The organism is Mesorhizobium sp. M0960 (assembly GCF_040319055.1).
Classification (GTDB): domain Bacteria; phylum Pseudomonadota; class Alphaproteobacteria; order Rhizobiales; family Rhizobiaceae; genus Mesorhizobium.
In genome coordinates this window covers 22,903-47,004 of record NZ_JAMYNN010000002.1, presented here as the reverse complement: position 1 = coordinate 47,004, position 24,102 = coordinate 22,903, and the positions used below count along the sequence as shown (strand labels likewise).

Annotated in this window: 26 protein-coding genes and 1 tRNA gene; 10 read left to right on the top strand and 17 right to left on the bottom strand. The window is 63.6% G+C overall.

The genetic code is table 11. From position 1 onward, the window contains the following. Positions 1-7 precede the first annotated feature (7 nt). A complete protein-coding gene (locus tag NKH63_RS05195) occupies positions 8-1,075 on the top strand; it encodes a sn-glycerol-3-phosphate import ATP-binding protein UgpC (RefSeq protein ID WP_023721081.1) in 1,068 nt (355 codons plus the stop codon). A gap of 22 nt (positions 1,076-1,097) precedes the next feature. On the opposite strand, the gene NKH63_RS05190 is transcribed toward NKH63_RS05195, so the two are convergent. The 3 genes from NKH63_RS05190 to NKH63_RS05180 all read right to left on the bottom strand — a co-directional run bounded on the left by NKH63_RS05190 (position 1,098) and on the right by NKH63_RS05180 (position 4,937). Beyond that, positions 1,098-2,180 (bottom strand): ABC transporter ATP-binding protein, encoded by a 1,083-nt coding sequence (locus tag NKH63_RS05190; RefSeq protein ID WP_023721080.1) that lies wholly within the window; start codon positions 2,178-2,180, stop codon positions 1,098-1,100. Next, positions 2,177-3,760 (bottom strand): ABC transporter permease, encoded by a 1,584-nt coding sequence (locus NKH63_RS05185; protein WP_352917665.1) that lies wholly within the window; start codon positions 3,758-3,760, stop codon positions 2,177-2,179. The genes NKH63_RS05190 and NKH63_RS05185 overlap by 4 nt, the downstream gene beginning before the upstream one ends. 169 nt (positions 3,761-3,929) lie before the next feature. Beyond that, a complete protein-coding gene (locus tag NKH63_RS05180) occupies positions 3,930-4,937 on the bottom strand; it encodes an iron ABC transporter substrate-binding protein (protein WP_352717286.1) in 1,008 nt (335 codons plus the stop codon). Positions 4,938-5,139: 202 nt separating this feature from the next. Here NKH63_RS05180 and NKH63_RS05175 point away from each other — a divergent pair, with 202 nt between their 5' ends. Together NKH63_RS05175 and NKH63_RS05170 are read left to right on the top strand one after the other, a co-directional pair. Beyond that, positions 5,140-5,682, top strand: a complete 543-nt coding sequence (locus NKH63_RS05175; protein ID WP_352917664.1) for a sigma-70 family RNA polymerase sigma factor — start codon at positions 5,140-5,142, stop codon at positions 5,680-5,682. A gap of 1 nt (position 5,683) precedes the next feature. Then, positions 5,684-6,322 (top strand): NrsF family protein, encoded by a 639-nt coding sequence (locus NKH63_RS05170; RefSeq protein WP_352917663.1) that lies wholly within the window; start codon positions 5,684-5,686, stop codon positions 6,320-6,322. A 9-nt stretch (positions 6,323-6,331) separates the two neighbouring features. Here NKH63_RS05170 and NKH63_RS05165 read toward each other — a convergent pair whose 3' ends face one another. From NKH63_RS05165 to NKH63_RS05135, 7 genes are all read right to left on the bottom strand, one after another. After that, positions 6,332-7,210, bottom strand: coding sequence for a 3-hydroxybutyryl-CoA dehydrogenase (locus tag NKH63_RS05165; RefSeq protein ID WP_023721073.1), 879 nt, complete (start codon positions 7,208-7,210; stop codon positions 6,332-6,334). A 114-nt stretch (positions 7,211-7,324) separates the two neighbouring features. Then, on the bottom strand, positions 7,325-8,254 hold the full coding sequence (locus NKH63_RS05160) for an electron transfer flavoprotein subunit alpha/FixB family protein (RefSeq protein WP_352917662.1): 930 nt from the start codon (positions 8,252-8,254) through the stop codon (positions 7,325-7,327). A 21-nt stretch (positions 8,255-8,275) separates the two neighbouring features. Further along, on the bottom strand, positions 8,276-9,025 hold the full coding sequence (locus NKH63_RS05155) for an electron transfer flavoprotein subunit beta/FixA family protein (protein WP_023677947.1): 750 nt from the start codon (positions 9,023-9,025) through the stop codon (positions 8,276-8,278). 207 nt (positions 9,026-9,232) lie between these two features. Next, positions 9,233-10,036 carry a rhomboid family intramembrane serine protease gene (locus NKH63_RS05150; RefSeq protein ID WP_023721071.1) on the bottom strand — a complete coding sequence of 268 codons (804 nt, stop codon included), beginning with the start codon at positions 10,034-10,036 and terminating at the stop codon, positions 9,233-9,235. A 25-nt stretch (positions 10,037-10,061) separates the two neighbouring features. Next, positions 10,062-10,643, bottom strand: coding sequence for a cob(I)yrinic acid a,c-diamide adenosyltransferase (locus NKH63_RS05145; protein ID WP_023721070.1), 582 nt, complete (start codon positions 10,641-10,643; stop codon positions 10,062-10,064). 29 nt (positions 10,644-10,672) lie between these two features. After that, the gene (locus NKH63_RS05140) at positions 10,673-10,864 is read right to left on the bottom strand and encodes a twin transmembrane helix small protein (protein ID WP_023677950.1); all 192 of its coding nucleotides are present in this window, start codon (positions 10,862-10,864) and stop codon (positions 10,673-10,675) included. Between the two features lie 23 nt (positions 10,865-10,887). Then, entirely contained in the window at positions 10,888-11,754 is an 867-nt protein-coding gene (locus tag NKH63_RS05135) for an SDR family oxidoreductase (protein WP_352483565.1), read from the bottom strand. 57 nt (positions 11,755-11,811) lie between these two features. Here NKH63_RS05135 and NKH63_RS05130 point away from each other — a divergent pair, with 57 nt between their 5' ends. Beyond that, positions 11,812-12,666 carry a YihY/virulence factor BrkB family protein gene (locus NKH63_RS05130; protein ID WP_031194564.1) on the top strand — a complete coding sequence of 285 codons (855 nt, stop codon included), beginning with the start codon at positions 11,812-11,814 and terminating at the stop codon, positions 12,664-12,666. On the opposite strand, the gene NKH63_RS05125 is transcribed toward NKH63_RS05130, so the two are convergent. Continuing rightward, positions 12,633-13,523, bottom strand: coding sequence for a DMT family transporter (locus NKH63_RS05125; RefSeq protein WP_023721067.1), 891 nt, complete (start codon positions 13,521-13,523; stop codon positions 12,633-12,635). The two genes, NKH63_RS05130 and NKH63_RS05125, sit on opposite strands and share 34 nt — an antisense overlap. Before the next feature lie 145 nt (positions 13,524-13,668). Next, entirely contained in the window at positions 13,669-14,544 is an 876-nt protein-coding gene (gene gluQRS / locus NKH63_RS05120; protein ID WP_023721066.1) for a tRNA glutamyl-Q(34) synthetase GluQRS, read from the bottom strand. A gap of 124 nt (positions 14,545-14,668) precedes the next feature. On the opposite strand from gluQRS, the gene NKH63_RS05115 reads away from it, so the two are divergent. Beyond that, positions 14,669-15,310, top strand: a complete 642-nt coding sequence (locus NKH63_RS05115; protein ID WP_023721065.1) for a DNA-3-methyladenine glycosylase family protein — start codon at positions 14,669-14,671, stop codon at positions 15,308-15,310. Positions 15,311-15,439: 129 nt separating this feature from the next. Then, on the top strand, positions 15,440-15,997 hold the full coding sequence (locus tag NKH63_RS05110; RefSeq protein WP_023677956.1) for an HNH endonuclease: 558 nt from the start codon (positions 15,440-15,442) through the stop codon (positions 15,995-15,997). Positions 15,998-16,227: 230 nt separating this feature from the next. Here the strand turns inward: NKH63_RS05110 and NKH63_RS05105 are convergent, their stop codons facing one another. Continuing rightward, a complete protein-coding gene (locus NKH63_RS05105; protein ID WP_352917661.1) occupies positions 16,228-16,746 on the bottom strand; it encodes a disulfide bond formation protein B in 519 nt (172 codons plus the stop codon). Between the two features lie 29 nt (positions 16,747-16,775). Then, positions 16,776-17,363, bottom strand: a complete 588-nt coding sequence (locus tag NKH63_RS05100) for a YqaA family protein (RefSeq protein ID WP_352483530.1) — start codon at positions 17,361-17,363, stop codon at positions 16,776-16,778. A 369-nt stretch (positions 17,364-17,732) separates the two neighbouring features. On the opposite strand from NKH63_RS05100, the gene NKH63_RS05095 reads away from it, so the two are divergent. The 4 genes from NKH63_RS05095 to NKH63_RS05080 all read left to right on the top strand — a co-directional run bounded on the left by NKH63_RS05095 (position 17,733) and on the right by NKH63_RS05080 (position 22,286). After that, the gene (locus NKH63_RS05095) at positions 17,733-19,592 is read left to right on the top strand and encodes an ABC transporter ATP-binding protein (protein WP_352917660.1); all 1,860 of its coding nucleotides are present in this window, start codon (positions 17,733-17,735) and stop codon (positions 19,590-19,592) included. A gap of 358 nt (positions 19,593-19,950) precedes the next feature. After that, positions 19,951-20,484 carry a CPBP family glutamic-type intramembrane protease gene (locus NKH63_RS05090; protein WP_023721061.1) on the top strand — a complete coding sequence of 178 codons (534 nt, stop codon included), beginning with the start codon at positions 19,951-19,953 and terminating at the stop codon, positions 20,482-20,484. 158 nt (positions 20,485-20,642) lie between these two features. After that, positions 20,643-20,727 (top strand) — tRNA-Leu (locus tag NKH63_RS05085). A gap of 299 nt (positions 20,728-21,026) precedes the next feature. Further along, positions 21,027-22,286: a hypothetical protein gene (locus NKH63_RS05080; protein WP_352917659.1), complete on the top strand. Its 1,260-nt coding sequence runs from the start codon at positions 21,027-21,029 to the stop codon at positions 22,284-22,286. Here NKH63_RS05080 and NKH63_RS05075 read toward each other — a convergent pair. Genes NKH63_RS05075 through NKH63_RS05065 form a run of 3 tightly spaced genes read right to left on the bottom strand, consistent with a single transcriptional unit; the run spans position 22,279 to position 23,763 of the window. Continuing rightward, positions 22,279-22,824 (bottom strand): hypothetical protein, encoded by a 546-nt coding sequence (locus NKH63_RS05075; RefSeq protein ID WP_352917658.1) that lies wholly within the window; start codon positions 22,822-22,824, stop codon positions 22,279-22,281. The two genes, NKH63_RS05080 and NKH63_RS05075, sit on opposite strands and share 8 nt — an antisense overlap. After that, the gene (locus NKH63_RS05070) at positions 22,824-23,357 is read right to left on the bottom strand and encodes a hypothetical protein (RefSeq protein WP_352917657.1); all 534 of its coding nucleotides are present in this window, start codon (positions 23,355-23,357) and stop codon (positions 22,824-22,826) included. Before NKH63_RS05070 ends, NKH63_RS05075 begins: the two co-directional genes overlap by 1 nt. Continuing rightward, the gene (locus NKH63_RS05065) at positions 23,290-23,763 is read right to left on the bottom strand and encodes a hypothetical protein (RefSeq protein WP_352917656.1); all 474 of its coding nucleotides are present in this window, start codon (positions 23,761-23,763) and stop codon (positions 23,290-23,292) included. Before NKH63_RS05065 ends, NKH63_RS05070 begins: the two co-directional genes overlap by 68 nt. Positions 23,764-24,102: the final 339 nt, after the last annotated feature.

The window sequence follows — 24,102 nt, the reverse complement described above, 5'->3', positions numbered from 1 at the left end:
GAAGCCGATGGCGACCGTCGATCTGAAGGATGTCAAGAAGATCTATCCCGGCGGCGTCGAGGCCGTGAAGGGCGTTTCCATCGCCATTCCCGACAAGGAGCTTTGCGTGCTGGTCGGCCCCTCCGGGTGCGGCAAGTCCACGCTGCTGAGGATGATCGCCGGGCTCGAGACGATTTCGGCCGGTACAGTCGCCATCGACGGCAAGGTGGTCAACGCCATTGGCCCGACCGAGCGCGACATCGCCATGGTGTTCCAGAACTATGCGCTCTACCCGCATATGAAGGTCTACGACAACATGGCCTATGGCCTGCGCAACCGCGGCACGCCGAAGGACGAGATAGACAGCAGGGTACGCTCGACTGCCAAGGTGCTGGAGCTTTCGGGGCTGCTCGACCGGCGCCCGCGCGAGCTTTCCGGCGGTCAGCGCCAGCGTGTCGCCATGGGCCGTGCCATCGTGCGCAACCCGAAAGTCTTCCTGTTCGACGAACCGCTGTCCAACCTCGATGCGAAATTGCGCGGGCAGATGCGCGTCGAGATCAAGAATTTGCAGCGCTCGCTTGGCGTCACCTCGGTTTATGTCACCCACGACCAACTTGAGGCGATGACGCTGGCCGACATCCTTGTCGTCATGAACGCCGGCCTGGTCGAGCAGATCGGCGCGCCGCTCGACGTGTACGAGAAGCCGGCCTCGACCTTCGTTGCTTCCTTCATCGGCGCGCCGCCGATGAATCTGCTGGCCCTCACGGGGGCCTCTCCAGGCTCGGTATTGGCGGACGGGATGGTGATTGGCTCGGCGCCTGGACAAAGCAAGGCGGTGACACTCGGCTTTCGTCCGGAGGATGCCGATATCACCTTCGCGGCAGAGGCGCCGGCCGGCGCGCTCGCGTTGCCGGCGACAGTGGAAGCAGTCGAGCCGGTCGGTGCCGAAAGCTTTCTCCACTGCGCGGCAGCCGGCAGCCGTATCGTCGTGCGCGTCTCAGGCCGCGCCAGCGCCAAGCCAGGCGACCAATTGCGCGTCGTGGCCAGGTCTGAAAAGCTGCACTGGTTCGATCAGGCCGGTAAACGGGTCGATTGAGGTCGGCCTTGCGCAAAACCGTTCAGGCAAACACATGCGCCTTGCCCGACACGGTCAGCCGGACGATCTCGCCGATCGCCGGCGCGTCCATGCCCGGCTTGCGCAGGATCAACGGCGTGTTGCCGATGGCGGCAGCATCGGGCGGATCGGGGCTGTTCAAGAGACGCACCGCGATCGTGCACATCGAGCCGGCGAATTCGGATTCCGTCACCTCGCCGAACAGCATGTCCGGCGTGCCGGACATGCCTTCACGCGATGTCCGTTTCAGCAGCACCTGCTCCGGCCGTAGCATGATGCGGGCGACGTCGCGCCGCTCCGTGCTGTCGACGGCGATGCGGCCGAGCGGCGAGGTGGCAACGCCATCGGCGATCCTGGCCGGCAGGACGATGGCGTCACCGAGGAACTCGGCGATCATCCGGTCCTTCGGCTTGAAATAGAGCTCGCGCGGCGTGCCGACCTGCGAGAATTTGCCGTCGCGCATCACCGCGACCTGGCTGGCGAATGACAGCGCCTCGGCCTGATCATGGGTGACCAGGATGGTGGTGATGCCGGCCGTTTCGAGGAGCTCGGCCACGGCCTTGCGCATTGAGGCGCGCAGGCCGGTGTCGAGCGCCGAGAACGGCTCGTCGAGCAGCATCAGCCGCGGCTTCATGGCCATGGCGCGGGCGAGCGCGACGCGCTGCTGCTGGCCGCCGGAGAGTTCGTGCGGGCGGCGCTTCAGGATCCCTTTGTCCAGCCCGACGACATAGGCGAGCTCGGCGATGCGCTCGCTCCGCTTTTCCTCGTGACGGCCCATGCCGAACCCGATATTGGCGGCGATGCTCAGATGCGGGAACAGAGCGCCGTCCTGCGCCACCAGCCCGATGCCGCGGCGATGCGCCGGCACGGCCGTGTCGCCATCGGCCAGCACCTCGCCATCGAGCACGATGCGGCCCTGGTCCGGCGCCTCGAAGCCGGCGATCAGCCGCAGCAAGGTGGTCTTGCCACAACCGGATGGCCCGACGATCGCCGTTCGGCTGCCGCTGGCCACGCTGAGGTCGACGCCGGCAAGTGCTGCCACCGGGCCGTAGTGCTTGTGGATGCCGCTCAGCTCGAGAAAGCTCATCGCCCGGCCATCCGCTTCGACTGGACGTAGAGCAGCCAGGTCAAAGGCAGCGACATCGCCACCATGATCAGGGCATAAGGCGCCGCCGACGCATAGTCGATCTCGCCGCTATAGGACCAGAACGCCATCGCCAGCGTGCGGGTGCCGTTGGGCGCCAGCATCTGGGTTGCGGTCAATTCGTTCATGATGCCGAGCGCGACCAATGCCATGCCGGCCGCGGCGCCCGGCGCCGACAGGCGGATCGTCGTCGACCACAGTGCCTTGAGGGGCGACCGGCCGAGGTTGGAGGCGGCGCGTTCGAGCTCGACCGGCGCCTGTGCGATTGACGCCCTGAGGCTTATCAGGGCGCGCGGCAGGAACATCAGCGCATAGGCGACCAGGATGGTGAACAAGGTCTGGTAGAGCGGCATGGCGATACGCACGGTGATGGTGACCAGCGCCAGCGCGATGACGACGCCGGGCAACGCGCCGACGATATAGTTGCAGCCTTCCAGGACGCGTTGCAGCCGCCCCGGCGCGCGGATCGAAATCCACGCCATCGGCATTGCCGCGACGGTAGCGAGCAGCGCGCCGGCTATCGCCAGGAACAGTGTCTGGCTGAGCGCCAGGCCGATCTCGTCGAGCCGCCAGACATCGGCGCCGCCAGCCAGTAGCCAGCGGCCGATGGTGACGAACGGCACGCCCAGCGCCAGCAGCGTGGTGACAGCGGGCAGCAGCAGGCAAGGGATGGTGGCGCGCCCCAGGCTCGTGCGCTGCTGGTGGCGCGCAGCGCCCGAGCCGACGCGGGCATAGCGTTCCTCGCCGCGCACCAGCACCTCCAGCCCGAGCAGCACGAAACAGCAGGTCACCAGGACGCCGGCCAGCATGTTGGCGGCCCGGCCGTTGAAGGTCGACTGGAACTGATCGACGATCGCCGTGGTGAAGGTGTCAAAGCGGATGAACACGTAGAGCCCGTATTCGGCCAGGAGGTGCAGGCCGACCAGCAGGGAGCCGCCGCAGATGGCGAGCCTGAGCTGCGGCAGTACGACACGCCGAAACACCCGCCACGGGCCGAGCCCGAGGGCTGCCGCTGCATCTTCGAGAGCGGGATCGAGCCGGCGCAATGCCGCCGCCACCGGCAGATAAAGGAAGGGGAAATAGGCGATGACGGACACAAGCACGCCGGCCCACAGGCCGTGCAGTCTGGGCACCATGGTGATCCAGGCGTAACTGTGGACGAAGGCGGGAATGGCGAGCGGCGCCACCGACAGCCAGGCCCATAAGCGGGCACCCGGCAGATCGCTGCGCTCCGTCAGCCAAGCCAGCGCCACCGACAGCACGATCGAGATCGGCACCGCCAGCACCACCAGCAGGCTGGTGTTGACCAGAAGCTCGCCGACGCGCGGCCTGAACACCAGCGCCGCCACCGTTTCCCAGCCGGTCTGCACCGCCACCCAGACGATGAAGGCAAGCGGCAGCAGCGCGAAAAGCGAGACAAAGACGGCAGCCAACGCAATCCATGAGACCGACCAACGACGTGCCCGCACGGCCGTGGTGTCGGCCGGCAAGCCTGAAGGTGCGAGATCGATCGCAGACTGCATCAGATCAGACGTTGCGCCGGGTCCGCCCGGAGGCGGAAACGATCGGCGGCCGACAATGTGGCGAGCAGCTTGTGGTCATGGGCAAATGCCATTTTGAAAACAGAGCGCTCCCGCGGAAAGCGAATTCCCACAGGAGCGCAGTCGGTTGCCCTTTTAGGACGAACGCCGGCTAAAGCAAGCCGGCCGCCGTCATCAGGTCGGTCACCTTTTTCGAGTTCAGCGCCGTCGGGTCGACTTTCGGCGCCTGCAGATCGGCCAGCGGCACCAGCTTCGGATTGGACTCGGCGCCCTTGCCGACTGCGTATTCGAACGAATCGCCGGTTTTCAGCACGTCCTGGCCGCCCTTGCCGGTGACCCATTTCAGGAAAGCCTGGGCTTCCTTCGGGTGCTTGCTCGTGGCCAGCACACCGCCGCCGGAAACCGAGACGAAAGCGCCGGGGTCCTCGTGCTTGAAATAGTGCAACTCGACATTCTTGCTGTTCTCGCCGGTCTTGGCCTGATCGCCGTAGTAGTAGTAGTGATAGATCACGCCGCCTTCGACCTCGCCGGCATTGACCGCCTTCATCACCGTGCTGTTGCCCTTGTAGGCGGTAAAATTCTCTTTCATCGCCTTCAGCCAGTCGGCCGTGGCAGTCTCACCCTTGAGCTGCAGCAAGGCGCTGACGATCGCCTGGAAATCCGCGCCGGAGGGCGAAGCGGCCCAACGGCCCTTCCAGCTCGGATCGGCGAGATCGAGCAGCGATTTGGGCAGCTGGTCGGCGGTCAGCTTGGTCTTGTTGTAGGCAAAGACGGTGCTGCGCGCGGCAACGCCGACCCATTTGCCGCTCGCCGGCTGGTACTCCTGCGGAACCTGGGCCAGCGTCTCGGCGTTGACCGGCGCGAACAGGCCGGCTGTCTCGACCAGCACCATGGCCGGTGAGTTTTCCGTCAGGAACACATCAGCTGGCGAAGAGGACCCCTCAGCAACGATCTGATTGGAGAAATCGCTGTCGCCGCCGTTCCGGACGGTGACCTTGATGCCGGTTTCCTTGGTGAATCCTTCCGCCCAGGCCTTGGTCAGGTTTTCGTGCTGGGCGTTGTAGACGACGATGCCCTCGTCCTCGGCTAACGCCGGGCCGGCGATCAGGCTGATTGCAAGTGCTGTCGCACCGGCAAGGGCGGAAAGAGCATATTTCATGGCATCGTCCTCGATTTCGATGGTCTTTGGCTTGGTATGCTGCACCTATCAATACATGACTAGCGCAGTCAACATTGCTGGCCTGCTCAATCGCTCAAAAGGAGCAAACTTTCGTGATGCTCAGCTAATTTGCCTTGGACATTATTTCGCCGGCCACGTAACAAATCAGCGCCGAGACGCGAATATCGGGGAGTGAACTCTTGTGAGCGGCAAGGACGAAGCCGAGCTTTCCCGGCTGCTGCGGGCCGCAATCGCCGGAGACGAAAGGGCCTATGCCGACTTTCTGCACCGGATCGCCGCCCTCGTTCGTGGCTTTGCCCGGCGCAAGATCGTGCAAGGCGGGGTCGATCCCGAGGATGTCGTGCAGGAAGCCTTGCTGGCCATTCATGTGAAACGACATACCTGGCGCCATGATGCGCCGGTGCTGCCTTGGGTTTATGCAATAGCCCGCTTCAAGCTGATCGATGCGTTCCGGCGGCGCGGCCGGCGGATCGAGATCGAGATCGACGAAATCGCCGAGACCTTTGCCGAGCCGGAATCGGAGACGGTCAGCGAGCGTGACGTCAACCGGGCACTCGACTGCCTGCCGCCGGCGCAGCGTTCGGTCGTCTCGGCCGTGTCGGTCGAAGGCCGTTCGATCGGCGAGACGGCGGCGAAATTCGGCATCAGCGAGACGGCTGTGCGGGTGTCACTACACCGCGGGCTTGCCGCCATTGCCAAACGGTTCGGGGCGGGGCGGGAATAGCATGAGGACCGAAGATCTTATCAAGGCGCTCGATGCCGATGTCCGCAGCAAGGCGCTGCCGCTGGGCGCCGCCTGGTTGCTTGCAACCGGCGCGGCCATCGTGATCGCGGCCGCGGTTTTCTGGCTGACGATCGGCCCACGTCCCGACATCGTATTTGCCATGCACACGATGCGGTTCCTGTCCAAATTCGTCTTCACGATTGCTCTAGCCGCCAGCGCCTTTGCCCTCGTCCGCGCGCTGTCGACGCCCGGTGCATCGACAGGGCGGGCGGCGAGCTGGGTGATCGCCGCGCCGCTGCTGGTGATTATGGCCGTGATTCTCGAACTCCTCGTCGTGCCTGCGTCCGACTGGGGCACGCGCCTGGTCGGCACGAACATGGTCATCTGCCTGACCTTCATTCCGTTGATCGGCATCGGCCCGCTTGCCGTCTTTCTCGCGGTGCTGCGCCATGGCGCGCCAACAAGGCCGGTGCTTGCCGGTGCGACCGCGGGCCTGCTTGCCGGCGGGCTGGCGGCGACCTTCTATGCAGCGCATTGCTTCGACGATTCGCCGCTTTTCGTCGGCACCTGGTATACGATCGCGATCGCCGGCCTTGCCGCGCTCGGGGCGGTCGGCGGACGGCTTTTCGTGCGCTGGTAGCGGTGGCGATCAGCGCGTCGGAACGGGATGCTCGCCGCGATAGTCGTAGAAGCCGCGCCCGGTCTTGCGGCCGAGCCAACCGGCCTCGACATATTTGACCAGCAGCGGGCAGGGGCGGTATTTCGAATCCGACAGGCCGTCATGCAGCACCTGCATGATCGACAAGCAGGTATCCAGCCCGATGAAGTCGGCAAGCTGCAGCGGCCCCATCGGATGGTTGGCGCCGAGCTTCATGGCGGTATCGATGGCGTCGACCGAGCCTACACCTTCATAGAGCGTGTAGATCGCCTCGTTGATCATCGGCAGCAGGATGCGGTTGACGATGAAGGCCGGGAAATCCTCCGAGACGGTGATCGTCTTGTCGAGCTGCTTCACATAGGTTTTTGCTGCCTCGAAGGTCTGGTCCTCGGTGGCGATGCCGCGCACCAGCTCGACCAGCTTCATCACCGGAACCGGGTTCATGAAATGTATGCCGATGAAGCGTTCCGGGCGGTCGGTCTGCGAAGCCAGCCGGGTGATCGAGATCGACGAGGTGTTCGTCGCCAGGATGGCCTCGGGGTTGAGCTGCGGGCAGAGCTGAGCATAGATCTTGCGTTTGACTGTCTCGTCTTCGGTCGCCGCTTCGATCACCAGATCGGCGCCCGCAAGGTCGGCCATGGCCGGCGCCGCGGAAATGCGCGCCATCGCCTCGTTGCGCAGCTTTTCCTCAAGTTTGCCGGAGCCGACCTGACGGGCCATGTTGCCGCTGACCGTAGCAATGCCCTTTTCGATGCGGTCGGGCGAAATGTCGTAAACCAGCACCTTGTAGCCCGCCAGCGCCGATACATGGGCGATGCCGCCACCCATCTGGCCCGCGCCGATGATGCCGATCGTCTCGATCTTGCTCATTACCCGATCCCGTCAAGGCCTTTGCGGCCTGCTTTTTGTGCAGTGCAAACTAAAAGGGCGGGGCGACTTCGTCTACCCCACCCCGCAGAATTTAATACGCTTTGGCAGAGGGCGTCAAAGCGCCTTTTGCAGTTCCGGCAGAATGACGAAGAGGTCGCCGACGAGGCCGTAGTCGGCGACCTGGAAGATCGGCGCTTCCTCGTCCTTGTTGATGGCGACGATGACCTTTGAATCCTTCATGCCGGCAAGGTGCTGGATGGCGCCGGAGATGCCGACGGCAATATAGAGATCGGGCGCCACCACCTTGCCGGTCTGGCCGACCTGCCAGTCGTTCGGCGCATAGCCGGCATCGACCGCGGCGCGGGAGGCACCAACCGCCGCACCGAGCTTGTCTGCGACCGGCAGGATAACCTCCTGGAACTTCTCGGAGGAGCCCAGCGCACGGCCGCCCGAAATGATGATCCTGGCCGAGGTCAGCTCCGGGCGGTCGGTCTCGGAGAGCTTGTTCTCGACGAAGCTCGACAGGCCGGGATTGGCTGCCGCCTGAACCGTCTCGACCGGCGCGGAACCGCCCTCGGGTGCTGCCTGAAAGGAAGCAGTGCGCACGGTGATGACCTTCTTGGCGTCGCTCGACTGCACGGTCTGGATGGCGTTGCCGGCATAGATCGGCCGCTTGAAGGTGTCGGGCGACACGACTTCGATGATTTCCGATATCTGGGCGACATCGAGCAGGGCCGCGACCCGCGGCGAGACGTTCTTGCCCGACGAGGTCGCCGGCGCAATGATCGTGTCGTATGGCTCAGCAAGCGAAATGACGAGCGCCGTCAGCGGTTCGGCGAGACGCTCGGTCAGTTCGTCGGCGTCGGCGAGCAGCACCTTGGTGACGCCCTTGAGCTTGGCGGCGGCGTCCGCTGCCGGCTTGGCGCCCTTGCCGGCAACCAGCACATGCACGTCCGAACCGATCTGCAGCGCCGCGGAAAGCGCCTTCGCGGTCTGGTCGGAAAGCGTCGCGTTGTCGTGTTCGGCAATCAGAAGAATTGTCATTTTTGTTGTCCCTTCCTGGCCTTACAGCACGCCGGCTTCGTTTTTCAGCTTGTCTACCAGTTCGGCGACGCTCTTGACCTTAACGCCCGCCTTGCGGCCGCCCGGCTCCTCGGTCTTGATCACTTTCAGCCGCGGCTTGACGTCGGCGCCGTAGTCGGCAGGGCTCTTCTCGTCGAGCGGCTTCTTCTTGGCCTTCATGATGTTGGGCAGCGACGCGTAGCGTGGCTGGTTCAGCCGCAAATCGGCCGTGACGATTGCCGGCATCTTCAGTTCCAGCGTCTGCAGGCCGCCATCGACCTCGCGCGTCACCGTGGCCTTGTCACCGTCGAGCACGATCTTGGAGGCGAAGGTGCCCTGCGCCCACCCGAGAAGTGCAGCCAGCATCTGGCCGGTCTGGTTGGAATCATCGTCGATCGCCTGCTTGCCGAGAATGACCAGGCCGGGCTGTTCTGCCTCTACGACCCCCTTCAGCACCTTGGCGACGCCCAGCGGCTCAGTCTGCTCGTCGGTCTTGACCAGGATGGCGCGGTCGGCGCCCATGGCGAGCGCCGTGCGCAAGGTCTCCTGTGCCTGTTGCGGCCCGATCGACACGACGATGATCTCTTCGGCCTTGCCCGCTTCCTTCAGCCGGATCGCCTCTTCCACCGCGATCTCGTCGAACGGGTTCATCGCCATCTTGACGTTCGCGAGTTCCACCGCCGAACCGTCCGCCTTCACCCGGACCTTGACGTTTGCATCCACAACCCGCTTCACGGGCACAAGGATCTTCATTTGCCTGTCACCTCTTTCACGATAGTCTCTTCACGCTCGTCGGGCGCGCTATAGCAGCGTGCACCTCTTCAGAGTTGTCGAAAGCCGACATTCCGGACGGAATTCTGGTCTCGCCACGCCAGTAGGGTGGCGCTTCCGTAGTTGCGGCGACCCCGCCCGTCAATATCCCGGGCGCACTCGGATCCTCGGCAAAGCATTCAAATCGGTTCAGTCCGGCCCGGAAACGCTTCCCCGGCCCCAGCGCGGCGCCGGCTGGGCGGGCGGCAGATCGCTTGCCGGCGGCTCCACGGCAATGGGCGCCGGCCCGGCGACTACGGCTGGCTCCTCGTCGGCGCCGGCGAGTAGCGGCACGCCGCGGCTGCGCAAGACAAGCACCAGCACGGCTCCGGCGATGATGCCGCCGATGTGGCAGGCCCAGGAGACCTGGTCCTCGCCACCCTGGGCAAACATGAAGATCTGGAACAGAATCCACAGGATGAGCGGGATGAAGGCCGGGATGCGCAACGGGATGCGGGCGAAGACCAGCACCCATACCTTCACCCGCGGATAAAGGATCAGATAGGCGGCGACGACACCGGCGATGGCGCCCGACGCGCCGATCAGCGGCACTTGCGAATCCCAGGCCACCAAGCCCTGGAAGAAAGCGCCGGCAATGGCGCAAAGCAGGTAGAAGACGAGATAGCGGACATGGCCGAGCGCATCCTCGACATTGTCGCCGAACACCCACAGGAACAGCATGTTGCCGCCGAGGTGGAAGATATCCGCGTGCAGGAAGGAATAGGTCAGATAGCTCAGGCTCTCCGGAATGACGACAAATTGCGGAGCGAGCTCGACGCTGTCATGCACAACCGACGGGATGAAGCCGAGGCCCAATACCGCGGCGTTGGCGAAGTCCTCGCCGCCAAGTGTTGTTACAAAATAGATCAACACATTGAGCGCGATCAGGCTGATCGTCACATATTGCAGCTTGATGTGCCGCAGCCGGTTGGTGTCGTAAAGCGGGATGAACATCGGGCCTCTCCCGCTTCCGGCGGATTCAGCGGTTCTTGCCGGGAACCCATAGCACGTCGGCATTTCCATTGTCATTGACCGCGCGTGCGGCGACGAACAGAAAGTCCGAGACACGGTTGATGTATCTTATCGCCTCGCGGTTGACGTGCTCGTCTGGATCTTGTGACAGCGCCACCATGATGCGCTCGGCGCGGCGGGCCACCGTGCGGGCGAGGTGAAGGGCAGCCGCTGCCGGCGTACCGCCGTTGAGCACGAAGGATTTGAGCGGCTCAAGGTCCTTGTTGAGGAGGTCGATGTCCTGTTCGATGCGCTCGGTCTGCGAGGCGATGATGCGCAGCGGCTCGTAGTCGAGCGGCTTGCCATTATCGGGGACTGCCAGATCGGCGCCGAGATCGAAAAGATCGTTCTGGATGCGGCCGAGCATCGCATCGATCGCCGGATTTACCGCCGCTGTATGGATGCGAGCCATGCCGATGCAGGCATTTGCCTCGTCGACCGTGCCGTAGGCGTCGATGCGAAGGTCGGATTTCAGCCGCCGCTCACCAGAACCGAGGCCGGTGGTGCCATCGTCGCCGGTGCGGGTGTAGATCTTGTTGAGCTTGACCACGGGTTACCTCCCGGCTGCCGGCCGGTGCGTCACTTACGGGTGAAATACACCGCCAGCATTATCAGCACCAAGGCCACGAACTGCAACAGCACGCGCGTCTGCATCAGCTTGTTGGAGGTCATGCTGGAGCCGCCGCGCATCATGTTGATGAGGCCGCGGATCAGCACGATCACCACGGCGACCATGACGAGAACAGCGAGGATGTTGAAGACAGTTGCCATGGTGTGTTCCAGTTGGATTGCGTTCAGGCGCGTTTGGCGAGCAGACGATAGAGTACCGAAGACGGCAGGATGCGTTTAAGGATCGCGCCGATCCTGGCCGGCACAGTTACCACATAATGCGGGCGCGGGCGCCGCGACAGAAGCGCATGGCGCAAGGCGGCATAAACCACCTCTGGCCCGGGCTTCAGCCGCGATGTGCTGCCGCCGGCCCGCAGCCGTTTGAGTTGCACAGCATAGGCGAGGCGATGGACTGAGTTCTCGTGATCGATGTTCGCAAGGAACCAGGGGAGGCTGTTGCTGGCGATCTTCGATTTCACCGCCCCCGGCTCGATCAGCGAAACATGGATGCCGCTGCCGAGGAGTTCTTGATAAAGGGACAGCATCAGCCCCTCGACGGCGTGCTTCGATGCCGAGTAAGCGCCACGGAAAGGCAGCGGCGCGAGGCCGAGGATCGATGAGCAATGAACGAGACGACCATGGCCCTGGCGGCGCATCACCGGTACGACACGGCGAGTGAGATCGTGCCAGCCAAAGACATTGGCCTCGAACTGCTGCCGCAAAGCTTCGACCGCCAGGTCCTCGACGGCACCGGGCTGCCCGTAGGCGCCGTTGTTGAAAAGGGCATCGAGCCGGCCGCCGGTCCGCTCCAGCACCGACGCCACCAGCGCCTCGATCGATCCGGGCTCGGTGTAGTCCAGATAAAAGGCCTCGATGCCGTCGGCCTCGAGCGTAGCGATATCTTCCGGCTTTCGGGCCGTTGCGAACACCCGCCAGCCTTCCTTCTTAAGAGCATGGGCGCAATAGGCGCCTATTCCGGAAGAGGCACCGGTGACAATGATGGTGCGCAACTCTTCTTCGGGAGGAATGGTGGTTTGACCGAGGGTTGTCATTTGCCGCAAACCCTTCCCATATTCGCGGCGTCGGGACAATCGAAGGGAACGCGGTTCTTGTTGCGGAAGATCGTAGCCCTCAAACGCGTGCTCTACGACGCGCTCGGCCATTTCAACACCGACGACGGCTGGGCAATGGCCAGCCATCTGGCGATCACCGCGCTGATGGCGCTTTTTCCTTTCCTGATCTTCGCCACGACGCTGGCGAGTTTTTTCGGCGCGCAGGCTTTCGCCGACACCGCCGTGCACCTTGTGTTCGACACATGGCCCGAGCAGATCGCCAAACCGATCGCGCGCGAAGTGCTCAACGTGCTTACCGTCAGGCGCAGCGACCTGTTGACCTACGGTATCGTGCTTGCCGGATACTTCGCCTCGAACGGCATCGAGGCGCTGCGCACCTCGCTCAACCGCGCCTATCGTGTCTCAGAAACGCGCGGCATCATCTACCGGCGGGTGCAGAGCATCATCTTCGTGCTGATCGCGACGGCCGGGTTTTTGGCGATCAGCGTGCTGCTGGTCTTTGCGCCATTGCTGGCGCGGCTGGCCGAATCTCATCTTGAATGGATAAAACCCTATATGGGCACGATCACCCTCTGGCGTTACGTCATCGCCTCGGTCGTCATCATCGGCGGCCTGTTCGCCGTGCATTTCTGGTTGCCGGCCGGCAAGCGCCGGTTCGTTTCGATCGTGCCTGGCATTATCTTCACGCTGGTCGGCTGGCTCATCGGGTCGACCATCTTCGCCGCCTATCTCGACCATTTCTCGTCCTATGTGACGACCTATGCCGGCCTCGCCTCGATCATGATCGCCGTTGTCTTCCTCTACATCGTCTCGGCGATCTTCATCCTCGGCGGCGAGCTCAACGCCGCGATCAGCCGCTATTTGGAGGCGCGCGCCCGCGTCGGTGGCTGAGCCGTCGCCAGCCCGACGCCGAGCGTCGCGATGGCCATGCCGGCGATCTGGAGTGGGCTCAGCTGCTCGCCGAACAATGTCCAGGCGATGACCGCGGTGACGGCCGGCACGAGGTAAAACAGCGAGGCGACCTTCGACATCTCGCCGTCGCGGATCATTACCATCAACAGGAAGATGGCACCGATCGACAGCACCAGCACGAGCCAGGCCGTGGCGAAGATCAGTTCGCCGTTGACGATCACCGTTCGGGTCTCGAAGGCGAGCGAGGCCAGAGCCATCACCGATGCGCCGCCGACATATTGCCAGAACGTGGCAGCCACCAGATCGCCGCCGGAGGCGAAACGCTTCTGCCAGATCGTGCCGGCGCTCATGCCGAGTACGGAGACCAGCGAGGCGCCCAATGTTTCGGCGGTCACGCCGCCGCCGAGCGCGCCGAGCTTCGGCCAGAGCACGATTACCACGCCGATCAACCCGAGGCCGAGACCGGCCCAGTGGCGCGGCAGGATGGCCTCGCCCAGAAGCCGGCCGGCGAGCACTGCCGTGATCAGCGGCTGCAGGCCGACGATCAGGGCTGAAAGCCCTGCGGGCATGCCCCGGTGGATGGCCCAGAACACGCCGCCGAGATAGACCCCATGCATCAGGATGCCGGCGCCGGCTGCGTGCAGCGCCTCGTCGCGGGTGGCGCGGCTCGAACCAAGCGCGGCCATCAACGCGACAAGCAGGATTGCGGCCAGGACAAAGCGCGCAGCCAGGAAAGTAAAAGGCTCGGCCCACGGCATGGCATAGCGCGCGCCGATGAAGCCGGTCGCCCACAGGACGACGAAAGAGGCGGGGATGAACCGCTTGAGGCTGTGCATTTTCCGGAGGCCGCGGTGAATTCGGGTGAGGGATCGACTGCGGCGATTGCTTAATGCCGTTCGGGCCGGCAAGCAAAACCAAACGGTTGATCCATAGAGTCATTTGAATTGAAGGAGCGCCGTTGATGGCCGTCGGCTCACCGGTCTAAAGACCGACCAGCCGCCTGACATCGTCGGGCGAGGCGCCCGCCTTACACTGGGCGGCAAGGCCGGTATCGCCAAGACTCTTCGACAGTTTTCGTCCATCCGGGCCGAGGATCAGGCGATGGTGGAAATAGGCCGGCTGCGGCAGGCCAAGCAGTTGCTGAAGCAGCCGCTGCACGCTGGTCGCGGAATAAAGGTCCTGGCCGCGCACGACATGGCTGACGCCCTGCAGCGCGTCGTCCAAGGTGACGGCGAGATGATAGCTGGTCGGGATTTCGCGGCGCGCCACGATCACGTCGCCCCAATCCTGCGGTCGGGCCTCGACATGACGCGTCCCAGAGAGCGTCTCGTCCGTGTATTCGGCCCATGTCAGGTCCCTGCCGACCCGCGCCATTGCCGCATCGACGTCTAGCCGCCAGGCAAATGGTGCACCTTCGACGATGCGCCGCTTACGCTCGCTGGCCGGCAGCGCCTTGTCGGCGGCGGGATAGAGGGGCACGCCGTCCGGGTCGCGCGGCCAGTCGCGACCGCGCTTTTCGCTGTCGGCGATGAAGGCGCGGATCTCACTTCTGCTCATGAAGGCTGGATAGACAAGCTCCTCTTCGATCAGACGCTCGAGCATAGCCTGATATTCGGCAAAATGCTCGGACTGGCGGCGCACCGGTTCCTCCCAGCCAAGCCCCAGCCATTTCAGGTCGCGAAAAATGCCCGCCTCGAATTCCGGCGTGCAGCGTGTCGTGTCGATGTCCTCGATGCGCAGCAGCAGGCGTCCGCCCGCCGCCTTGGCCATTTTCTGGTTGAGCAGTGCCGAATAGGCGTGGCCGAGATGCAATTCGCCATTCGGGCTCGGCGCGAAGCGGAATGTCAGCAGTGTCATTGTCCGGCGGCAATCGGGTTGTGCGGCGCTTTCGCCAATTGCTACTTTGCGCCGGCAGCGTCGCGCGTCCAGAGGGACGCGTGACGAAGCGTGTGCGGCACTTTTGATTTTGGAACAAGCAGACATGCAACGCATCGCCAACCTTGACGACATTGTAGAAGGCCTGGACGCGCTGTGCCTGCTAGATCCGCGCCTGGACAAGGTGCGCGGCATGGCCGGCGAGGTGCCGCTCAGGCTGTCGGAGCCGGGCTTCAGGAGCCTTGCCTCGATCGTCGTTTCGCAACAAGTGTCCCGCGCGAGCGCCGATGCCATCTTCGGCCGGCTGACGAAACTGCTCGATCCGCTGACGCCGCAGGCGATACTAGCCGCCGATGAGGCGGTCTTCCGCGAGGTCGGGCTGTCGCGGCCCAAGCAGCGCGGCCTGATTGCCGTCGCCCAGGCGGTGGCCGACGGGCTCGACCTCGATCACCTCTGCCAACTCGATGCGACGGTAGCGATCGCTGCCATGACCAAGGTGCCGGGCATCGGCCCGTGGACGGCTGAAGTCTACCTTTTGTTTGCCGCCGGACACCCAGATATCTTTCCGGCGCGCGATGTTGCGTTGCAGAGCGCGGTCGGCCATGCACTCGGCATCGAGCCGCGTCCGCCGGAGAAAATGCTGATCCGGCTTGCCGAATCATGGAGCCCGTGGCGCGGTGTCGCATCGCGGCTTTTCTGGGCTTATTATCGCGAATTGAAGGGCAGGGATGCCGCGCCTCCGGCCTGAATCCGCAAAAAAGCATTGAAATCATGCGTTTTTGAGACCCGGCATGATCGACAATCCGCTTCACATCCCTGTCATGTCGGGCTTACAGTATCCGCGTCGACCGGTTCTAGGGTGAAGGAGGTCAACGACGTGACGGTTGCCGTATCTCCGGATGGGCTTCCAGCGCTGGTGCTGAATGCGGATTACCGTCCGCTCAGCTATTACCCCCTGTCGCTCTGGTCCTGGCAGGATGCCATCAAGGCGGTGTTCCTCGAGAGGGTGAACATCGTCGCCGAATACGAACACGCCGTGTCTTCGCCGACCTTTTCGATGAAGCTGCCGAGTGTCGTCAGCCTGAAGGCCTACGTGAAGCCGTCGAGGCATCCGGCGTTTACCCGGTTCAACGTCTTCCTGCGCGACCGTTTCCAGTGCCAATATTGCGGCACGCCGGACGATCTGACGTTCGACCATGTCATTCCGCGCCATCGCGGCGGCGCCACGACCTGGGAGAATGTCGTCGCTGCCTGCTCGCCCTGCAATCTGAGGAAGGGCGGCATGATGCCGGCCCACGCCAAGATGTGGCCGCTGCAGAAGCCCTACCAGCCGACGGTGCATGATTTGCATAATAACGGCCGGCTGTTCCCGCCCAACCATCTGCACGAAAGCTGGATGGATTATCTGTACTGGGATGTCGAACTGGAGCCTTGAGATCATCCGATAATTCGGGAGGCTGGCCGTCTGAAGCGATTTTCTGCGCTTCCGGCCTTCGCCGGCCGAAGCATTCATGAGCGGTCGTGGTGTGGTAGTTAAGGCTACGGCTGGCGTAGGCTGGTGCTCACGTACTTTAGTACGCTCCGCTCCGGTTCTCGATAATCACTTGATACGACTCAGCCTGCCGAATTCTTGAATAATCTCGCGTCGGCGCAAGGGTGAACCGCTCAATCGCGGGCAAAGGTGCTGCGGAAGGCGACGACTGCCAGGACAAAGCTGGCGATGGCGTTCCAGCCGGCCAAGGACAGGCCGAGGATGCGGAGCGCCGCCTTGTCGCAGGAGGGCGGGACGAATTTGTCGAGCGCGTCGAGCACGCCCTTGCCGCCGGTGTCCACCGGTCCGGCGGCTGCGGTGCAATCGGTCGGGCCCGGCCACCACGCCCATTCGACGCCGGAGTGATAAACGCTGAGATAGAGGCCGTAGAGCATCAGCAGGCCGCCAATGGCCAGCAGGCCACGACTTATCCAGGCGGGCGCCTTAAGGGCCGACGCAAGCACCGCCAGCAGCATCAAGGGCACGCCGACATAGTAAGGGGTGCGCTGCTCGAGGCAGAGCTTGCAAGGGATGTAGCCGCCAACATACTGGAAGGCCAGCGCCGAGCCGACTGTGGCGGCCATGGCGACGGCGAGGAACAGGGCGGTGCGCAGCCGCTGGCGTCCGGTATCGGCATTCACGGTCGCTGTCATCGGACTCAGTCCATTCGGTTCGATGCCGTTCAGACGGCGTATTTGACGACGATATAGAGCAAAATCAGGGCAGCGGCGCCGGCGCCCGCAATGTGGCCAAGGCGCTTTTCGATGAAGTGGCGGATCGGCTCGCCATAGCGGCGCAAGAGCCAGGCGAGAAACAGGAAGCGAGCTCCGCGCGCAACGATTGCCAGCACGATGAACAGCAGCAAAGGAACGCCGATGACGCCGGACAGGATTGTCACCACCTTGATCGGCGGCAGATGGGCGAGGCCGGAGGTGACCAGCATCAGGATGATGAAGCCAACACCCGACGAGACGCGCATCGCCTCGAACTCGTCATATTTGCCGTAAAATTCGAGGATCGGCCGCGCCACCGCGTCATAGGCGTAGTGCCCGATGAACCAGCCGGCGATGCCGCCCAGCACCGAGGCGACGGTGGCGACCAGCGCGTAACGATAGGCGCGATCCGGCCGCGAAAGCGCCATCGGCAGATAGAGCACGTCGGCCGGCACCAGGAACACCGAGCTCTCGACGAAGGCGATGAAGGCCAGCCACCATTCGGCCGATTTGCTGGCCGCCAGCGACAAGGTCCAGTCGTAAAGTCCGCGAAGCATCGGCACTCCTAATGCACGCCCAAACCGGTAGTGGTCTTGGGTCACGACATGTACAAACAAGACTTGGAAGCGCGCCGTATCAATCTCGTCGGACAAGGTGCGCTTCAATGCATGCGCCGCCTGTCTAGAAAGATTTTCCGCGCTGCACAATGGCAGCTGCTTCACGAAATCGAAAGGCTGAGGCTTGAGCGAGCCCAGATGTCGGGATTTGGCCAGTTGACGACCAGGCCATGGCATCGAGCACCTGCCCGCCTGAAGTGCGTCTAGGCAATATCTAATAAATCGTGGGTTTTCCCGTCGAACACGATCCGTGTTTAAATACGGCGATTTTTGTCACATCCTGTCTTTCCATCCGCCCTTTGCGCCGCCATGACGTTCTCCGATTTCATTTACCGCCCCTTTGAGACGCTCATCCGTCCGCTGGATATTCCACCCGGGCCGCTGCCAGCGAGCGGGCCGTTTGCGCTGCTCCTGCATTTCGCGAGGATGTTCCGCGGCACTCTTGCGGCCATTACCGTCTTGATGATGGCGATCGAGGGGATCAACCTTGCGACGATCTGGGGGGCCTCGTTCGTCGTCGACGGGGTGAGCGCGAAGGGCGCGGCGGTTTTCCTGCACGAGGACTGGCCGACGCTGGTCGTGCTCGGCGTGCTGGTTTTCCCCGTGCTGCCGTTGCTCATCTTCCTGGGCAATGCGCTGAACTCGCAGACGGTGGCCGTATGCATGCCGGCGGCGATGCAATGGCAGGGCCACAAGGCGGTGGAACGCCAGGACCTTGCCTTCTTCCACGATCTCTTCGCAGGTCAGGTTGCGTCGCGCATTTCGCAAGTCGCATCCGCCGTGCAGCAGCAGATCGTCGTGGCCTTTTACAGAATACCGCTGTTTCTGGTGCAGCTCGTCGGTTCGCTCGTTCTGCTTGGCGCGTTATCCTGGCCGCTGGCGCTTCCGGTGTTCGTCTGGATCGCCGCCAACATCGCCATTGCGGTGGTGGCGGTGCCCCAATATTCCGAACGCTCGCGCCGCTCGGCGCGGGGGCGCAGCCTTGTTGTCGGCGCCATGACCGACCTCTACAGCAACATCCAGATGGTCAAGCTGTTTGCGGCGGAAGACAGCGAGGCGGGCGCAATGCGCACCGTCATGGAAAACGCCATCGAGACCCAGCAGCGCGAAAGGCGCATCTATCTGACGACCGACATGGGCGTCGTCCTGCTCAATGTTGCGCTCTTTCTCACCAACGTTGCCATAGGGCTCTGGGGATTTGTCGCCGGCTTTGTCACGATTGGCCCGTTCGCCGCATCGATCGCCATCGTTCAGCGGCTCAATGCCAACTCCCGTGCCTTCCTGCAGATGGGCCAGCAGATTTTCCAGGCGGTGGGCACGATCCGCGACGCAATGCCGGTCGTGACGACGCCGCCGACTATAAAAGACGCGCCGAACGCCAACCCGCTCGACGTCACGGCCGGCGAAGTCGAGTTCAAGAACATCCAGTTCGAATACCGCGAGGGCCAAAGGGTGATCGAAGACCTGTCGCTCACCGTGCGCGCAGGCGAGAAGGTCGGGCTCGTCGGCCTCTCCGGGGCCGGCAAGTCGACCCTTGTCAGCCTGCTCCTAAGGTTCTTCGAGCTGAAGGGCGGCGCGATCCTGATCGATGGACAGGATCTCCGCAGCGTGACCCAGGCCAGCCTTCGGGAGAGCATCGGCGTCGTCACCCAGGACGTCTCGCTGCTGCATCGCTCCGTCGGCGACAACATCCGCTACGGCCGGCCCGATGCCCCGCCGGAGGCGTTGGAGCACGCCGCGCTGCTGGCCGAGGCCGACGGCTTCATCGCCGATCTCAGAGATGCTGAAGGCCGCACCGGCTACGACGCTTTCGTCGGCGATCGCGGCGTGAAGCTTTCCGGCGGCCAGCGCCAACGCGTCGCGATCGCCCGGGTGTTGCTCAAGGATGCGCCAATCCTGGTTCTCGATGAGGCGACGTCCGCACTGGACAGCGAAGCCGAGGCGGCGGTCCAGTCCAAGCTCGCGGTTCTGATGGAGGGCAAGACCGTGATCGCCATCGCCCATCGCCTGTCGACCATTGCCAGGATGGACCGGATCGTCGTCCTCGACAAAGGCCGCATCGTCGAGGAGGGAAAACCATCGGCGCTGTTGGAACGCGACGGGCTCTATGCCCGACTGTGGAAGCGTCAGACCGGCGGCTACATTGCCGACGCCATCGAGGAGATGTGAGCCGCCCTCGGTGATGATGTTTTGCTCATGGCCGGCTCGACACATTCTGCTTTCACTCCAGAAACCGGAATTGGCTGAACTCGTTTCCACCGTAGCGTTCGGAAGCCGATCATGAGCGAAGCCACAGTCCCGAACTCCCGTGCCGCCATTCTCGAGCGGCGATCTGCCGGCGTGCTGACATGGTCCGGCCCCGCCTTGATGTTGTTCGCGCGCTCGGCGTTCGCTGTTGCCGCGCAGGGCCTGGTTGCGGCCATTTATGCAGCGCACGGTTCGGCAACGCCCTGGCGCGACGCAGGGGCTTGGCTGCCGGCATACGGCAGTTTGATCGACGCGGGCTGCCTTGGTCTCCTGTGGTGGCTTGCACGGGCGCGAGGGCATCACGCTGCTCGATTTTATCAGCTTCGATCGCAAACGCTTGGGGCGCGATCTGTTGTTGGGCGTCGCGCTCATCCTCCCGAGCCTCGTTTTCATCTACGGTGGGATCATCGCCAGCAGCCTGTTGGTCTACGGCAACCCTGATGCACTGCAAATATACGGACCTTTGCCGCTCTTGCCTGCGCTTTACGGGGTGCTGATCTTTCCGTTGGTCTGGGGCATTACGGAGCAGACCACCTATAACGGCTATCTTCTGCCGCGTTTCCAAGTCTTGTCGGGAAGCACGGGATTTGCCGTTGCCGTCGTAGCGTTTTCCTGGTCGTTTCAGCACGCCGTGATGCCGCTGACGTTCGACCCACACTTCATGCTCTACCGGCTCTTGGCGCCTATCGCCCATTCGACATTCATCACCCTCGTGTACCTGCGCGTGCGCCGCATCCTGCCGCTGGCGACGGCGCATTGGCTCATGGATGGGGTGTCAGCATTCATCGGCATTCTGTGGCCGCTGTTGAGGTAGAAGGGTTCAAACGGGCTGAGATGCCCACTATGGACCGAAGCCTCCGATCGACGAAATCGAAAGCCTGGGCTTGGGCTAGATAGGGTCTCGGGAATTGGCCAGTTGACGAACAGGCCTCCAACCGTATAGTCCGCGCCCATCCAGGCCGCCCGGCCTGAGCCCCTATGGCGGAATTGGTAGACGCGCTCGACTCAAAATCGAGTTCCGCAAGGAGTGCTGGTTCGATCCCGGCTAGGGGCACCATTTCTTAAATTCCCACGCCACTTCTTATTAAACCCAAGGGCGTCGGTGGGATCGTCCACGACGCCCTCGACGGCATCGAATGGTTGCGTCTTGCCTGTTGCCGCAAGCTGCCCGAGCTTCCGCTGAACGGTGCGCGGACTAGACCCAAGCGCAATTGGGCGTTCCTCACCACCGCAATCGGGCGTGCTGCGGTCCCCGCCATCACGAGGGATGCGCCGCCAACTCCGCGGTCAGCTGGTATAGCCGAACCGGACATTCCGTGGATTGAGGCGCCGGTCTTGCTCGGCTATGCACATGGCATGACAACGACCGACGATATTGTCAGGCCTCTTTCCCTTACCGTGGGTCTTATTGCCCGCTTCTGGCCGCAACTGCTGCTTCTCGGCGCCATCGGCTATGTAGCGCGCGACCTCCTGCTCAACGCGGCAGTCACGGTGGGCCTCGTCAATCCCCTCGGCGGGATGGTTGTGCTTTCGCTGGTGGTGCTGACGAAGCTTCTGGTCATCGTGGCGATGTTCGTCGCCCTGCGTCCGGGACTGCCGGCACTCGCCTCGCTTCGCCAAATGTCGGCAAGCGGTGCGAAACAGGAGAAAACGTCCCAGCCCGCCGACCACTTGCTGGCGGTGACCGCGGCCGCCATCTTGCCCTTCTTCGCCTATTACGCCGCATGGGGATTCCTCGGCGACAGTGTGCGAGAATATTCGCGGCTGGCGCTCGAACGCATTCCGCTGGGAGAAAGCGCCGACATATTCGGCCTGCTGCGCTCCAGCGGCCTCATTGCGTCGATTGTCGGCTGCTGGTTGGTCCGCTGGTTCGCGAAGCGCATGAACAAAGGCGCGCGCAGGCCTTACTGGCGGCTGCTCGTCGGGGCGGCGGATGCAAGCTGGATTTTTATCGGGCTCTATGCGCTCGATATCTGGAAGGACGAGTTCATCACCTGGATCGGGGCTAGTGCGTTGCGCAGCGAACTCAGCATGGGCGCAGGATCGCTTGTCCTGTCGATCGCCGCTCACGCTGCCGAAGGCTTCACGCCGGTCGAGTTCAGGCAGCCCGGCATCCTGGAACAGGCGCAAAGCCTGTTCTTCTATGCGCTTCTGCCAATGGTCTGGCTGGTCATGGCGGCGATCATCAACGGCTACGAGCTGACGGCCGCTTCGGCAGCGGCCGCGCCGCCGCCGTCGCGCGGGTCCACCTGGCGCAAATGGTTGAGCGACTTCATCACGCATTTCCTCGGCGGCTACCGCTCGCGCTATGCGCCGATTTGGGCCTGTCTCAAGCTCACGCTCGGCGCAGGACTCGCGACGCTGCTCACCTTCGTCGTCGCCTACCGGCTGATCGGCTGGCTTTGCGCCTGGCTGTGGTTTGGCGCGACGCGGACGCTCGGCGCGCCAGACCTCGATACATGGCAGGTCGTCTTCAGCTTCGCCAGCGTGTTCATCGGCAGTCCGAGCGATCTTGACGGCGGCATAGTGCTCGACGCCTTGAGGATCGCGCTGCTGGCGGCGGTGCTTGAATTTGCGGTGGCGGCGCAACGGCAGCCGCTGAGGGTCGCTACCTGAAGAGCAGATGGCGCGGCCTGGCGTTCGCCAGCGTGACCGACAGCGCAAGGCCGCTTGCCGTCGCCGGAATGACGAAAGTCTCGGCCATGCGCGCCGTGCCGTGCGTGCCGGTGCCCTGGAAGGCCAGCCCGCCGCAGCGGGGCTTGTCGGCTGCCTCGGGCTGCATCTTGCGCACGACGGGCCGGGTCAGGAAGGCAGGCAGCCAGCGGCGGCCTTCGGCGTCTGTGAGCACAACGGCGCAGGGGCTTTCTGCAAGGAGACCAGGATCCTCGATCCTCGCCTCGAATTCGGCCAGCACGACGGCTTCATCTGCCGAGCCGCCGGGCAGGCGCGACAGCGTTGTCAGCCGCCATTCGGCCCCGGCGTAGCGCTGCGACTCACCCCTGTCGACCGCGATCGGGTCGCGGTCGCTACCGGATCGCCATGCCTCCAGGCATTCCCAGGAATGCACCAGCACTGCAACCGGCAGAGCGAAGCCCAGCCCAGCAAGGCTCAGCCAGTAGCGGCGTCTCTCGGCACGGGAAATGGCCTCCGCCATCACTCGGTCTCCAGCGTCCAAGGCATCGGGCCATCGCTCCGGCGGATCGTCACGGCGCCAGGGATGTCGCCCACCGCAAGTTCGGTGATTGCCACCCGGACCTCTTCACCCAGCGGTGTGAATGCCGATGGCGCGACCAGCACGGTTCCGCCCGCAAGTTCGTTTTCCGGGACTTCGAAAGCCATGAGCACGGGCTTTGGCAGTCCCGGCTCCAGCCGCTCTGCCGGCAGCATTGCCGGCATGGTGGAAATGCGCTGGCTGAGAGAATAGCGCAACCCGCTCGGGCCGAGCCATTCGGCGGAGGTCAGGGTCAGGCTCTCGCGTTTTGCTTCGGCGGCGGCCTCGACCAGGACCCAGACCCCGGAAGTGGTGTAGGTCCGGGTCTGGCCAAAGCGCTCGATCCTTACGGTACGCGCGAGATGCACGTCGCCGACGGCCAGCGCGAAGGCGCGTGCGTCGGTGCGCTTACCCTGCTCGCCAGCAATCGAGACGGGCGAGGTGATGTTGCTGTAGAGCGGGGTAGTCCGCTGCATTGCGTAGAGGATCGCCGCCGCGAAGATGATTGCGCCGGTTTCCTTGAGACCTGTTCTCATTTTGCCCCGGCCCGACGACCATTTCGGTCTTTACCGGCAATGCCACGATCGCGACCGGATCGCGATCGAACCAGCCCGATCCGCCGTAGAGATTGTCACGCCGCTTGTAGATCTGGCTGCCCACCACGAGACGCAGATCCTGCGGCAGCGGCTGCGCCTTCGGCCACTCCCAGGCGGCGATCATGTGTTCCGGTATGCCGGGATGGACGCCGCTTGCGATCCATTTGTCGCGTGCAAGATAGAAGGCCGGCGCCTGCACGTCCGTGATCGGCGGGTCGATGTCAAACATGGACGCGAAGGCGTTGCTGGTCGCCGCCGAGCGGTTGTCGAGGTCGAATTCGACCATCAAAAAGGTCTTCGGCTGGGACGGCTCGGTTCCCGTCGGCGGAACCGAGCCGGTTCGGGCACCGCGAAACGTAATAACCCAGCGCCCGGTGTCGATGGGCTCGCCGGCTGCGACCGTTGGAGTTGGCCGCGAGTTGGATGCTTCATACACCGTCATTGCGAATGACGCGGCGGCCGCCGCGAGGCCACCAAGGCCGGCGACGAGAAACGCAAAAAGACGCTGCCGCAAAGTCGATCGCTGTCCGACGGACATGTTTCCTCCCGCGGACTATCCACCAGACCCGAGCCACAGATGCAACCTGGAGAGGTGAGCTATGCGGTAACATTTATGGCACAATTC